The organism is Nostoc sp. DSM 114159, from assembly GCF_053470285.1.
Window position 1 is genome coordinate 2,064,531 of sequence record NZ_JBPFEH010000001.1, and the last position, 14,191, is coordinate 2,078,721.

The window sequence follows — 14,191 nt, forward strand, 5'->3', positions numbered from 1 at the left end:
GTTTGATCCTGAATTTAGTTCAATGATTGACTATTTGTTCCTAGAATGGTGTTACCAAAAACAATTTTACCTTCCTCGTTTTTACGGCAAATTTGTAAAATATTATAGGGAGAGACGGCTGTGAGGTTAAAGGTTTGCTCTAGTATTTTATAAGTAGATAAACGCTGATTAATATTTAAGGAAGCTTGAACAGTGACTTTACCAGCAATATCAAGATTATTGAGATTTTTCATTGTCACTGTAAATTTATCTATAGTTTGCATAAACTCTTGGTAGTAGAGGGTACGCTGAATTCTAATTGTATTATTTTCTCTAAGAGTTTCTGGTGTTAATAAATAAAATCCTGAAACATCATCTTGAAGGCGAACTGTGATTTGATTTAGTAAATCTGAGTTGATTGTATTTGGTTGGGTAATTTCTACAATTGCTTCAAAGTCTAATTTTTCAATAATTGCAGTTATATTAGGTTGTAACTCTTGAACTTTCGGTGGATCAAACAGTAGAAAACTATAGGGTTTAGTCCATATAGATTCTGTCAGCTTCATTCCCGATTGTTGCGGCTGACTATTTTGGTAAAAAATTGTATTTCCTGCAATAATTTCTCTTTTATCATTTTGATGACAAATTTTTAGGACTGGTGATAGATTTACAGGTTGTTCTAGGAGTGTATTGTTATATTCAACTTCATTAATTAAAAAATATAGCTTAATAGTTAAATTGCCCACGAACTGTTTATCGGTTCGGTTTGATAATATAACATTGAAACCTGCTAAATTTTCTTGTAAATGCTGATAATTTAAATTTTGTTTAATTGAAAATGATTGATTATTGATAATTATTTCTGGTGAGTAAGGGGTAATTAATTCCGAGTTTCCTTGAATCTGAATAGCTAACTGGTTCGCTAATTGATTAATGGGAATACTATTAATGTTGTTAGGAGTAATTGTGACTTCTATGGCAAAGGTTTGATTATTTGGAGATGCAAACAATTTGAAAGGATAAGCAACGTGCGATCGCTGAGTTAGCTGCATCGTTGGGACAAGGATTTTTAAGGAATAAAATGTCTGTGCAGGCTTTTCTCTATCGATAATTGCTTTAGCAATTTTAGCTTGTCGCCAATACTTATCAGGATCGCGGTCTTTGAGAGTTAGTTGAACTTGAAAATAATTCGGTAAATTATCAAATTGATCGAAGACTTCAACCTTTTCTCCAAATCCTGAATTTTTTAAATAAACACTCAAAATTTCGATTAATCCTGCTTTTGTTCCTCGTAAACCGTATAGGTGAACAATTTGTTGAATAAATGCTTTTTTGACCTCTACTTCCCAATCGTCTCGTAAACTCAAGGCTACCCAACCCGCTAACCAAGGTAAAAATTCCTTTGGAGTATGTTGAGGATTGAAATAAACATGAATATTATCAATAATTTCTTCTAATCCTGGTATATTTTGAGTCTTGGCTGTAATAATTTGCTCTTGATTCGGAGTTTCACTTAATCCACTGAGAATTTTTTCAAATGACAGCAACAACTGAGCAATAAAAACATCTTTTTGGAGAATTGCTGGTAAATATTGATGATATGTACTAATAGATTCAGATTTTTTTACGTTCATTACCAACTTCTACCAATATTGTAAATTTACTGTCTGTGAGATTGATTTTAACTAACTGATTATCTGCTAAATTAATTTCAGATTTAGAGTTATTATTCTTATCTTTAATTTGCAGGTTTTCAACATAATCTACACCTTCTAAGTCATCTAATAATTTATATAATTCCGATAGATAAACACTCCGACCAAAAGGCCATCCTTTTCCCTGCCAATATTTTTGCGATCGCAGAGGTTCAAAAAACATTTTGACTTCCTCTTCTGCCTGTGTTTTAACTGCTTCTGCTTGTGCGCCATCCTGAAGCACTAATTCTGCTTCTATAGATATGGATACATACTCAGGTTCTAAGATATGCAGGCGGGTAGTTAATAGTCTGCGATCTTCAAGAAATCTAAATAAAGGTTCATATTTATTTACTTGAGTTATTTCGTTATCTTCAGGAACAACTACTAAACTAATATGTCCTTTAGCAAAATTATCAGATGTTGACTCTAAATTACATTGTGTTAAACATTTAACCCTAGCAATTTTTAAATTATCAGCATCTTGTGATTTATTCCAATCGATAAGTACCAATTTTTCAAAATCTTCTGGAGTAACGGCACGATAAATTTTGCGTACTTCTAATAAAGTCTTTTGAATTTCTGATTGTAAAATGTTTTGTCGTTCCTGGGTAGAAATATTAATGGGTAAGTTCCATTCTTCTCCTTTAAGTAAACTCAAAAAACTAGCATAATTCTCATCAGGAATTTGATTAACTCGGTAGAGAACCATTTCTGTTAACCATGCGAATAATTCAATCAGGATAATTCCTGTATCTGTAGGATTATGATCTGTCCATTCTGGGTATTCAAGCGGAATCTGAGAAATTGCCTCTTCTAGTAAGTTGGCATAGCTGCGATCGTCGAGATTGGGTAAGGGTAGAGTCATGATTAGAGGAATGGGGGATGGGGAAATAGGGAATAGGCAATGGGCAATAGGCAATAGGCAATAGGCAAATAGGTAATAGGTAATAGGTAATAGGTAATAGGTAATAAAAAGAATAGGGGTAAAGAATAGTTTTTAATTTTTTAAATTTTTGAGAAGGGAAATAATCATTTTAGTTTCTTCTTGAAGATGTTGGAGAATCAATTCTATATCTTTTACAGTGCATAACCCTACTCTGGAAGAGAGAATAAGATGAGTTTGTAATTCATTAATTGAGCCTTGACTGATGTTTAAAAATCTCGCATAATCACCAGGCGATCTTCTGCCATAGCCTTCCGCAATATTGGCTGGAATAGAAACAGATGCTCTTCTTATTTGTTGAATCATTCCGAAAAGTTCATCTCTAGGAAAATTTTTCGTTAATAAATAACATTTTTCAGCAATTTCCATACCTTTTTGCCAAATTATTAAGTCTTTAAAATCCCGAATCCCTGACATTTTTTACTCCTTATATTCACCAACCTAACCTATTGCCTATTACCCATTCCCTATTACCCATTCCCTATTGCCTATTGCCTATTGCCTATTGCCTATTACCCATTCCCTATTGCCTATTGCCTATTGCCTCTTCCCTATCCCCTATTCCCTTCTACCTTGACGTTATGATTGCCAGAATAAATTAAAGAATCAGCACTTAGTAATAACTTGCTTTCTGTTGCAGGTAGCTCCACCTCTAGGGAATTAACATGATCTACTCCCGTAATGGATTGAATAATGGCGTAAAAATCCGATTTTTGCGGGTAGCGTCCAAATTGCCACCCCTCCCCTGTTCCTCCAGTTAAGGGATGGAGAAAGGCTTCTAAGTGTTGTCTAACGCTGTTTCTCACCATGTCTGCGTCTTCGAGCAACACAGGAGTGATAGTTGCAGTCACAGTTACTTCTCGCCATTTTGGGGCTGTAACCACTAAATCTACTGTCCCCGCACAACGGGAACGAATGTAGGTTTCGACTTGCTCTAGTAAAGCTAAACTAGGGGTTGGTTGGCGATCGCTACTGTAGGGCAGAATTATTAGCTTAACTTGCCCTGCACGGCGGTTAATTTCCCGCATCATTTTTTCAAAGTTTTCTGCTTCGGTAGCATTAATTGTCTGCAACTTTTCTCGGAGGCTATCTTCAAATAGCACATTTGGTTTAGTCGGATCGAGCCAAAGTTTTTCATTCAAAGGGCTAAAATCAGCCGTCAGCAAATCTGGTGTAACTACTTTGACTCTAGCTACATCTGTAGAAGCTTCGTAAGCTAAATCTGCTATATCCTCAAGAGTGACAGCGCGATCGCGGTGACGTAGTTGCTTTGGTACTCGTTCTTTCAGACGATCCAAAGTTTCCTGTTGCGCCCCACCTGCTGCTGCTTCCAGGTTAATTACCCGATCGATGTAGGGAATGGTAGTTTTCAGTTGGCTAATGGTTTGTGCAGTGACGTTTCCCTGTTTACCTCCTCCAGTGCGATAAAAAGATAGGCGAATATTATTGCGTCCTCTGGGGGGGATCATCCCGGCTTGTCCGTTTCCAAAGCGAATTTCGCCTGTTTGCCGATCTAAAGTGTAATGGCGATCGCTGGCACTAGAATCGTAAAAATCTGCTACTTCTTGCCAAAGTACCCAAACTTCATCAATTTCTCCCAAATTATCTTTAATTACCTTGATGCGATCAGATTCTATGTTTAGGGGAATTTGTGCTTCTTGAATTTCTAACTGCTGTCCCATCAAAATGGGAATATTATTGGCAATGAAAACCTGATTTGGATCGTAGTTACTTGAACCTAATACTTCTTCTTGGAGACTAATTGCCTGAACTGCCCATGTAGTATTAGTTAACAAGCGACGTAGACGAGGTTTAACCCGAAAATTACCTGATACCCAACGCACTCGCAACCAATATAGTTCTTTGCCAAAGTTTTCTCCTGGGCTAAAGTCTGCGGGAGCAATAAATCTAATTAAACCTGGTTGAGAAAATGCTTGAGTTTCGTCCTCTACTCCTAATGGTTGCCAACCCAGAGTACTAGAATATTCCCAAACTAATTGGGGTTGCTGCGAACGAATCACTGGGGTATTCTGAGGATAATCTTGTTGTAGAGGTTGATTAGTGGTAACTAAATTTTTACTAATATTACTAATAGTATAATTATCGTATTGTTTGGCGTTGAGTGGGTTCTGAATTTGTAGGCGATCGCCTGTTTGCCAACCAGTTACATCGGCTATTTGCAGCGTTTTCTCTCCAGTATTTACTGTTAATGCAAGGACGGTATTTGCTGTAATGTCAGCTGATAATTCATTAGGTAATGGGGTATCAAACTGTGCATAAAGAGTAACTGTTTTATTATCAAATGATTTATCAAATCCGAAATAGAGGGTAGGTTCTCGATCTATGGTAGGTGTAAAAGGTTGAAAAGATTGTGTACTCGAATTTTCTGGATGAGAATATGTAAAATCATTTTCAGCAAAATAAATAACTTTTTCTGTAAGGGTAAATTCGTAGGTTAATTTTAATGACTTAATCAGAGGTGGATCGTAAGTCGGAGGAATCGTCTCCGTGATAATTAACTTACGCATGATTCGCGTCCCAACCCCTAAAGTAGTGTTTAAAACTCCGGTTTCTAGCTTCAGCCTATTATTATCTTTAATGATTTGTGTAATTTTATTTTCTTCTGGAAATCCCTCAGTATAAGGAAGAACACGAATTGTATCGCCAGTGTTAAATAAATCTAAAGTATCAACTTCAATTTCGTTGGCTCCTTGTTTGAATTCCTTTCGCAGAACTGCTAAGTCATCATAAACAGGATACAGGCGCTCATCTGCGGCTTTACCATAATGACCTTGAGTAATCCGAGCGCGAACCCAATAACGAGTTTCTCCATTTACAGTGCTAGGAGAAGGTATATTTTCTGCATTGGGAAATTGTAACTTCGCCTGGATAGTATCTTTTTCAGTAAACTGAATTGCTGATGATTTTTCTATCCATTTTAGTTGGTTATTTTTATCTGCTATTTCTTGCCATATTTGACCGTTACCAATTTCCCAGACAATTTTTAAATTATTTATATTTACAGGCTGATGAGTTAAAATTATATCAATAATAATAGTTACATTTGGCTTCACAAATGTATCGTTTAAAGCTATATAAAATGTATCATTAAGTTCCGGCTGTTCGCCAAAGGGATAAAAATCTTTGGTAAGGTCTAAAGGAGTAGTGTTAAATAAGCAAATTTCAGGAATTAAGTTAGCTTGCTTTATATTGATAACACCTTGAATATTAGTAACTTGAGGTAAATTTTCGATTAAAGAAAATATATTATTTAAATTGGCTTGTAACCATCTTGCTGTTTTTCCTTGAAGCTCATAAGGAGCCGGAATAGGTAAATTTGCAAAAGTAAAAGTAATAGTAGATTGATTATTGTTCTGACTTTGGCTAGGAGTTTCAATGGTTTGCCATTGAGAGCTATCCCAATAAGACCAGTTAAGCGGTATTTGTAATTGATTAACACTTTCAATCGTATTATTGGTAGTAATAATTAGTTGCAGATCCTTTAAGTCTGGTAAAGTAAAAATTTCGGGACAAGTTATGTAAAGAGAATGGGTAATAGAGCGATCGCCTTCCAAAGCTAAAAAAGCTGCATCTTGTTGTCCTGTTCCTGCCAAAGTGCGCTCCTCGGAAAGGATCTCAGAGAGATCGCTATACTTATCTTGATTGGGTTCGCGCAGGAATACTGCTTGTAATTGCGTTGTTGTGACAACCAATTCTCGATCCGTTTCAAACACGATTTCTGCGTCTGTACCCTCTGCTGGTGGCGCTGAAACTTGAGTATGAGCGGGAACTAACCCATCTGTAAGGCTTCCTTGTGCCAAATAAAAGGTTAAAGGGACTTTAGCAGGTTGAGGAGGTTTGAGTTCTCCCCCAATTAAATCAAGGAAAGCCAGAAAATTTTTCTCTGGAACTTGGTTGATGCGATCGCTGACTAATTTTACCATCCGCCCAAAGATGCGAATTAATGCCCCACCCGCATCAGTTTTATTTCCAGATGCAGCTTTCCAGCCGGTAGATTGTTCTACTAACTTCTCGGTTTGCTCAACAATTTCTTCATAGGTACGCTGGTCAATTTTGGGAGGTAAAGAAGGCATATACAATTACTGCAAATAAAAAGGATAAACTAAATTAAAAATATTATTTGTTGTCCGAATTTGATAATTTATTTGAATTAAAATTACATTTGGTTGGTGAGGATCGGGAATTGTATCCACATCTAAAACATCAATGCGAGGTTCCCATTCAATTAAAGCATCTTTCACATCACTAACAATTTGTCCAACTGTTCCCAAACTATTAGGAGAAAATACTTTTTCGTGAATATCACAGCCAAAATCAGGACGCATTATCCGTTCTCCTTTGGCAGTACTGAGAATCATCCAAATTGATTGACGCACAACATCTTCATAGCGCGCCACCTCAATTTGAGCATTTTTATCAAGTTGGACAGGTAAAGCCCATCCCACACCTAAAAAATCAATCTCCATTACATCACTTCCAATGAACCATCATTTATTTTCACTCCGGCTGCACATTTGATTCCTAAGCCAGATTGCGCTTCCAATTTATATTTAGATTTAGCTTTGATTGTACAATTTGCACCTACTTCTAATTGATAATTTTGTTGAGTTTTTATTTGCAAGTTTTTACATTCAATCGAGATATCATCATCGCTACTTTTTAAGATAACTTTTCCTTTGGTTTCAATAGTTAAATCTTTTTCAACTTGAATATTCATCTTGTTATCTTTAGAATTAATCACAATTTTATTTTTACCAGTCTTGTCTTGAATAATAATTTTTTCTTGTTCTTTAGTATCATCTAAAACAATCATATGACCGCTTCGAGATTTAATGACTCGTTGATTATTTTTCCCATCTTCATTTGTTATTGGTGGTTTATCTTTTCCATTCCATACAGCACCAAGAATGTAAGGAAAATTCATATCACCTTGTTCAAAAGCAACCAATACTTCATCATTAACTTCAGGCAAAAAATAAATACCACGGTCATTTCCTGCCATGAGAGTTACCACTCTAGCCCAGTAACTTTCTTCTTCTGAAGATAGCCAAGGAAATTTTACTTTGACTCTTCCTAATTTATTTGGATCTTTGTTATTAGTGACTACACCAACAGTTACGCCGTAAAAATGATGATTTTGGTTGTTTGATAATAAAACATCTAGTCCGTTCATGTAGCATTTCTCCCTACCGTAAATGAAGTTTTATAACCTTGGTTTACTAAATAACTATGTTCGGCAGTTTTAATATAATAAAGTCCACTAAACCTTTGACCAAGCCCAAGAATTTCAACCACTTTTCCGGCGCGTAAATTGGGATTACCTTGACAAGTTCCTTCACCAGTAATGTAGGCGATCGCCATATCTTGAAACTGCCCCAATGCCATACTATCAGCTTCTTCTTTACTTAATACAGGTTGATTTACTATCGTATAGCTCGATTCACCAAAGGCTTTTTTGACTGCTTTCGTTCCAGAAGTTGAACCTCCCATTGTGCCACCTTCTTTTCCTACTCCTGCTTTACCTGATACTTCTTTTTTCTCTTTTTCTTGATAAATCCAACCTTTTACCTCTAACTGTTGTACCTGATTCATAGTACTTAAGCGTGGTAGAAATTCTTGTAAATCTTCTCCATAAGTTAGAGTCAAAGCTTTACCTTTACCATTCTGATGGGGACGAAAATAGAGAGTTTTTTGCTCTACTGCAATTTCATAACCAATGCGTTTAGCTCTCTCTTTTAAAAACTCCCAATCTGTTTGATTGTGCTGCAAGATATATTCTAACTTCACTTTACTATCAGTAACTTTTGCTGTAATTCCCCTAGTTCTAGCAATTTGACTGACAATTTCACTATCCTTAATTTTTAGGAAGGATTTTGTGTGGCTTCCTCGCAACAAACGATGGCGTAAATCATGACCACGCACCACTAATATAGGTGCTACATCCTGGCTATATTCTGGTTCTAATCCTGTAATTTCTCCCACCATGAGAGTTTTTATTTCTTGTTCATATCCCATCTGAATTTCTACTTTATTACCAACATCAAATACTTTGTTATCTACCCATGTCATTTCTTGTTTTAATAAGTCCCAAGTAATCAATCGCAGTTCAAACATACTAGGAGCTTCCAAATCCTCAGATACCAAAACTGATACTAAATCAGCTTCTATTTCTGCGGCTAAGGGTTCGTCTTGAACCAAAATTTTGACATTAGGATTTAATAAGGAAGCATCATTTGGCATGATTTAACTCCTCTGAGTCAGGCTAGTAATTCGCAAAGGAGGAATCGTCAGCACAGTTCCAGGATTTAACATCCGAGGATTGTTTAAGCGATTTTCTACCGCAATTACACGCCATAAAGCAGGATCGCCATATTCTTCAGTAGCAATACTACTTAAAGTTTCTCCTCGTTTAACGATTCTCACAGGATCATCAATGGGATTAGCAATCTTTGCCTTTTTTTTCGGTTCTTTCCACTCCTTAAATTTACAGCTTAAAGTTGCTCTGACAGGCGTACCATCTTCGAGAAAATGAGTAAGTTTTTTGGTGACACTTTCTAAAAAACCATCAGGTAATAACAAGCTATCTTTACCTGATATAGTTCCCCAAATCAATTGACAACGAGGGGGACGTTTAGGGTTTTTGCCAATACGAGGCTGAGTCAAACTAAAAATTTTGCGGGTATAGTTTTGGACATTTTCTGGGGGAAATCCCATCAACGTGGTGTCAAAGAACAAATCAAGACTGAGTTGAGTTAATTCTTTAGATGCAACTGGGCCATAGTCTCCCATCGACCAGCCTGTTTTAACAACTTCCACTTGATTAGGGTTAAAAAGAACTTTAAATTTATCAGCAAAGTCTCCTGGATTATTTTTTTCGGCTTTGATAGTTAATTTCTCTAGTGCCATTGATTTTTTCCTCTGCGTTCACTTTCAACGACTAGCCGTCGCATTAGTTTGCGTTCAACTTGACTCGCTATAGCATCAACGTCAATATTGGATTGAGTTGCTATTGGTGATACAGGACTAGCAAAAGTTATAGGAGGTGATAAAGAATCAGTATTTGATATCGAATTGCGGTTTGATTGTTGACTATTACTTTTTGATGATGAGGTATTTTTAGCTCCGGGTAAAAGCAGAGATTGAGCTTTTAAGGATGGGTTACTTGCAGAAGTTACAGAGACAAGGGGAAGAGAAGATATATTTTGCTTGTGATTAGTTTGATTATTTTGTGAGGTAGAAACAGTAACAGGTTGTGTGTTGACTAACGTTGCAGGTTGATTTTGATAACTTACCGAATTGATAGCAAATGATATTTCTTGTTGAGTCAAATTAGCTTGAGCAGTGACAATGGGAAGTTGTTTTGATTGGTGCTTAATTGAGCTTAAATTGCCTGCGTAATTATCTGCTTGCGTTTGTTGTTGGTCAGCTAAATTATTTAAATCATTAACAATAGGAAGAGATGACCGCGATCTGGAATAATTCTGGAGTTTTGCTTGAATAATAGGTAGGGTTGTATCAGTAAAGCTGGTAAATTCTTGTGATGACTCTATTTCTCCAGTATTTGGCGATTGTTCAGCAATGGGTTGTGGCAAAACTACGGGAATTTCTGATGAAATGATAGAGGCAACATCTATAATCGGTTGAGATGGGTGATTGAGATTTGATTCAGCGCTATTAGGCGAAGATGCTTGCAAGTCTGTCAAATCTGCTAACGTCATTTCTGCTGTTTTTGGCAATTGTTCGGTTATAGATTGTGACAAAACTACGGGAATTTTTGGTGAAAACATAGAATCGACATCTACAATCGGTTGAGATGGGTGATTAGGATTTGATTCAGCGCTATTAGGTGGAGATGTTTGCGAGTCTGTCGAATTTCCTAACGTCATTTCTGCTATTTTTGGTAATTGTTCAGCAATTGGTTTTGCCGAAACTACCGGAACTTCAGATGAAGATATAGAGGTTTTATTACTTTGTGTTTCTAAAGTTAAAGATTTGGCTGTTTCATCCGCAACATCCGAGTTTGAGAATTCTGTGATATTTTGGAAAGGGATAGTATTATTAACTGTTTTAGCTGCTAGAGATTGAGAAGGATCTAATTTTCTTTGAATTATATTAGCAGAAGGTTCAACTTGGGAGACAGTTGGCAAATTATGTACTCTATTCTCTACTTTTTGGTCTTGTGCTAATGAAACAGGCTGTGCATAAACAATGGGTATTGACTCAGATGATAGGCTATTAGTATTACCCCAACGTTGCATTTGTTGAGTCAAAAGAGGTAAACGATTTAAAAAACGATCGCAACGATTAATAATGCGCTGACTCATCGCCATTTTCATCATTCCCGGTTGACGTAAAGGACAATGCAGGCGATTTACCAACCTCTCATCGATTGAATCTTGCCAATTGGATAAATTTGCCATGATGCTATAACTTAGAAATTCCTTGATGCACTAATTCAATTTTTTCTACAGCAATTTCGTCGCTACTAGCGTTAAAAGTTGGCCCTTGCCACTTGACGGGATACGCTTTTTTAAACGTCCACCACATCACCGGAATTTGCCGATCGTTAAGTAAGAGAATCGTACCGTTTAACTGCTCAATCCACCCTTGGCTAGTTGCTTTATACCAAATATAAAACAAATCAATATTTACTAATCCTCGACTCAAAACTAAATTGGGATAAGTAGTATGTTTGGGAAATTTATGAACAAAATCATTTAAGCCTCCTTCTTGATAAGATTCCAACTCAATTTCACTACTTAAACCGCTAACTTCGCTAAAACCACCAACAACAACTCCTCCAATTTCCACTGCAAAGTTATAAGCCATATAGGGATCGTGTCCCAATAAACTGGCTGTTGAACCTGCGGCTAAAGCTGCATTTAATGCGATAAGTTTGGGATTCATTTATTTTCTGTTCAATCGCTAAGTCGCTGATTAATTTGTACTACCTGCGCCACCCATTGCTGACGTTCTCGGTGTTCCATTGCCATAATCTGTTCGTAAGACCAATGAAAATTGTAGGCAAGGTAAGCTACCTCCTCCAGCAGTCGTTCTGTGGGGTAGCAAACTACTCCCCCACGGGAATAGTTTCTACTTCAAACTCTCCATCACAGTGGGGACAAGCTACCCGCAGACGACTATGACCGTTTTGGTTAATCCTTTGATAAAAATCCTGTAAATAAACTAAATCTCCTGAGAATAAACCCTCAATTATTTTGGTATTAATTTGGTCTAATGTTCCTAGTTGGACTATCGTCCTTGCTAAGAGAATAATCACCAAATAACCAGGATTTTTCTGCACCCTTGGATCTCGGATGGGGGCAATTTCATCATAGGCAGTTGAAAGGCGCATAATGCCTTCGCGGTGAGTGTTACCTTCCGAGTCGAGATATCCTTGAGGCAAGATAAAAGGAAATTCGGTTTGCTGCATGATTTTACTGAAAGTAAATATTAACCAATGGTAATACCTTCATGAACTAGTTCGAGAGTTTCTATCGCTACTTCGTCTGAGGTAGCATTAAAACTTGGAGCATTCCAGATAGTAGGCCAGCTATTTTCTAAATTCCAACGAATCTTTTCTTCTCCTTGATCGTTAGCCAAAATAATAGAAAGATTGCGTCGATCTGTCTCGCCATTCTGTAACTTTTTGTGCCATTCCCACAGTTCTTTATTGTCACTAACTCCCCGTTTTAGGGTAATGTTACCATAAGTATTAAGACCGGGAATTTGACGTTGGCTTAATGCTTTATCTGTTCCTTCTCGATAAGTTCCTGCTTTACGAGTCGCTGTCAAACCGCTACATTCACGAAACCCAGCATGAACAATACCATCCCATTCCACCCAGAAATTATAACCACTGTATGGATCGTGGGGATTAGAAATCGTGGGCATAAAAGAACCTCCTGCAATAAATTTGAATTAAGAGTTATCAGTTATATAGGAATCTGCTTTGATTTTTGAACTTACTTGGGTAGGAAGGCAATGGGTAATAGGCAATAGGCAATAGGCAATAGGCAATAGGCAATAGGTAATAGGCGATAGGCAACGGGCAATAGGCAACGGACAATAGGCAAGAAGTCTTTTTGAGTTATATGGGGTTTTTTCACGCAATCAAATATGAGTCCTATATAATTCCCATTAAATTTTTGAAACACTCAACACATATCTACCTCCTTTTTCCAATTTTTTCTGTTGCCTATTGCCTATTGCCTATTGCCTTCATATCAGCGAAATTCCATTACTACTTTGAACAACTAAAATTTGAATAAATTCCCCCGGAATAGTGGGAGCTAAACCTATTTCTGCTATTACTTGTCCCATTTCTCGATTTTCAGGGGGATTCGTTTCAGCATCACATTTGACATAGAATGCCTCTTGGGGCAAAGCACCTTGGATAGCGCCTTGTCGCCATAAAGATTCACAATAAATGCTTAATTCCCTTTGCAGTCGCACCCATAAAGGAAAAGCATTTGGTTCAAACACTGTATCTGCTAAATTGCGATATACCCAGCGTCCAAAGGTGAGAAATAAACGACGTACATTGACATATTGCCATTCAGAGATTGGGCTGAGGGTACGTACTCCCCACACTCGCATACCTCGTCCTTGGAAGCTACGAATACAATTGACTCCCGCTTCATTTTTTGGATTAAGCTGTTCTTGATCTGCGGAAGTTAGGGCAAAACTAAGATCCAGTACCCCTGCAAGTGGAATATTAGCAGGTGCGCCATGTACCCCGACTGTGCGATCGCAACTTGCATATATTCCTGCAATATGACCACAGGGGGGAATAGGATCGACGCGAAATTCTACTTTTAGCCAAGGTGCATATAATGCTCCGTTTTGGCTAGAAATTCGTTTGCGTTGCTCATTTAGTTTCCCTAGATCATTTAAAGCATCAAGAATGGCAAAGCGATCGCCCATCTGTTCGCAATGTTTTAAAATAGCTTGCTGCATCTGCATAACTTCCCCATCTGAACCAAGCATGATGTCGGGAACACAAATCAAATCAACATTTTCTAAGACTTCGCTTGTCTCTAAACCTTGTTCAAGAGCCTCAATAGTATTGTCAGATAAGGCTATAACATAACAAAGACGACCTCCATTTTCAAAAAATCCTTTGATTGCATCTGTTAAATACCCTTTGGCTTGACCAAAATACTGCTGAAAATGCGTCGCCAAAGTTAGCTTTTTTGCTTCTTTCACTTCCTCTGTAACCAGACCAAAGAATACCGGAACACCTGTCAGTAACTCAGGTTCTGGAGTAGGAACGACATAGTTTAAAGAGATACCTGGTATTTTTGGCTCTAAAGTCGGCATTTGAGTATATGGCAGTCCGCTTTGATTTTTGAACTTACTTGGGTGGGGAGGCAATAGGCAATAGGCAATAGGCAATAGGGAAGGAGGCTTTTTAAGTTGTATGAAGTCCTATAGTTCGTAATTCGTAATTCAGTGAGGAGTGGGAAAAAACCACTTTCATACTTGGCTTGCCTATGAAACTTGTTTCCTTGAGATTACCTCCTACCTATTCCCTATTTGCCTATTTGCC

At 37.3% G+C, this 14,191-nt stretch carries 13 protein-coding genes and 1 pseudogene; all 14 read right to left on the minus strand.

Annotated features, from left to right (window positions below; genetic code table 11):
- Positions 1–14: 14 nt before the first annotated feature.
- Positions 15–1,613: a phage tail protein gene (locus ACR5KR_RS08340; protein ID WP_448266149.1), complete on the minus strand. Its 1,599-nt coding sequence runs from the start codon at positions 1,611–1,613 to the stop codon at positions 15–17.
- Complete coding sequence (locus tag ACR5KR_RS08345; RefSeq protein WP_445626965.1) at positions 1,594–2,541, minus strand: baseplate J/gp47 family protein; 948 nt, start codon at positions 2,539–2,541, stop codon at positions 1,594–1,596. The genes ACR5KR_RS08340 and ACR5KR_RS08345 overlap by 20 nt, the downstream gene beginning before the upstream one ends.
- Positions 2,542–2,673: 132 nt before the next feature.
- Positions 2,674–3,036 (minus strand): four helix bundle protein, encoded by a 363-nt coding sequence (locus ACR5KR_RS08350; protein ID WP_445626964.1) that lies wholly within the window; start codon positions 3,034–3,036, stop codon positions 2,674–2,676.
- Between the two features lie 134 nt (positions 3,037–3,170).
- The gene (locus ACR5KR_RS08355; protein WP_448266150.1) at positions 3,171–6,713 is read right to left on the minus strand and encodes a baseplate J/gp47 family protein; all 3,543 of its coding nucleotides are present in this window, start codon (positions 6,711–6,713) and stop codon (positions 3,171–3,173) included.
- A 6-nt stretch (positions 6,714–6,719) separates the two neighbouring features.
- Entirely contained in the window at positions 6,720–7,106 is a 387-nt protein-coding gene (locus tag ACR5KR_RS08360) for a GPW/gp25 family protein (RefSeq protein WP_445626962.1), read from the minus strand.
- Positions 7,106–7,813, minus strand: coding sequence for a phage baseplate assembly protein V (locus ACR5KR_RS08365; RefSeq protein ID WP_445626961.1), 708 nt, complete (start codon positions 7,811–7,813; stop codon positions 7,106–7,108). Before ACR5KR_RS08365 ends, ACR5KR_RS08360 begins: the two co-directional genes overlap by 1 nt.
- The gene (locus ACR5KR_RS08370; protein ID WP_445626960.1) at positions 7,810–8,880 is read right to left on the minus strand and encodes a phage late control D family protein; all 1,071 of its coding nucleotides are present in this window, start codon (positions 8,878–8,880) and stop codon (positions 7,810–7,812) included. Before ACR5KR_RS08370 ends, ACR5KR_RS08365 begins: the two co-directional genes overlap by 4 nt.
- A 3-nt stretch (positions 8,881–8,883) precedes the next feature.
- On the minus strand, positions 8,884–9,546 hold the full coding sequence (locus ACR5KR_RS08375; protein ID WP_448266152.1) for a CIS tube protein: 663 nt from the start codon (positions 9,544–9,546) through the stop codon (positions 8,884–8,886).
- Complete coding sequence (locus ACR5KR_RS08380; RefSeq protein ID WP_448266153.1) at positions 9,537–11,060, minus strand: hypothetical protein; 1,524 nt, start codon at positions 11,058–11,060, stop codon at positions 9,537–9,539. The genes ACR5KR_RS08375 and ACR5KR_RS08380 overlap by 10 nt, the downstream gene beginning before the upstream one ends.
- Positions 11,061–11,064: 4 nt before the next feature.
- Positions 11,065–11,547, minus strand: a complete 483-nt coding sequence (locus ACR5KR_RS08385; RefSeq protein WP_448266154.1) for a phage tail protein — start codon at positions 11,545–11,547, stop codon at positions 11,065–11,067.
- 11 nt (positions 11,548–11,558) lie between these two features.
- Positions 11,559–11,693, minus strand: a pseudogene (locus tag ACR5KR_RS08390) (DUF6760 family protein); the annotation flags it as partial.
- A gap of 17 nt (positions 11,694–11,710) precedes the next feature.
- Complete coding sequence (locus ACR5KR_RS08395; RefSeq protein WP_012408133.1) at positions 11,711–12,073, minus strand: hypothetical protein; 363 nt, start codon at positions 12,071–12,073, stop codon at positions 11,711–11,713.
- 20 nt (positions 12,074–12,093) lie between these two features.
- Entirely contained in the window at positions 12,094–12,534 is a 441-nt protein-coding gene (locus ACR5KR_RS08400; protein WP_445626956.1) for a phage tail protein, read from the minus strand.
- A 327-nt stretch (positions 12,535–12,861) separates the two neighbouring features.
- Positions 12,862–13,962, minus strand: a complete 1,101-nt coding sequence (locus tag ACR5KR_RS08405; RefSeq protein ID WP_448266155.1) for a phage tail sheath family protein — start codon at positions 13,960–13,962, stop codon at positions 12,862–12,864.
- Positions 13,963–14,191: the final 229 nt, after the last annotated feature.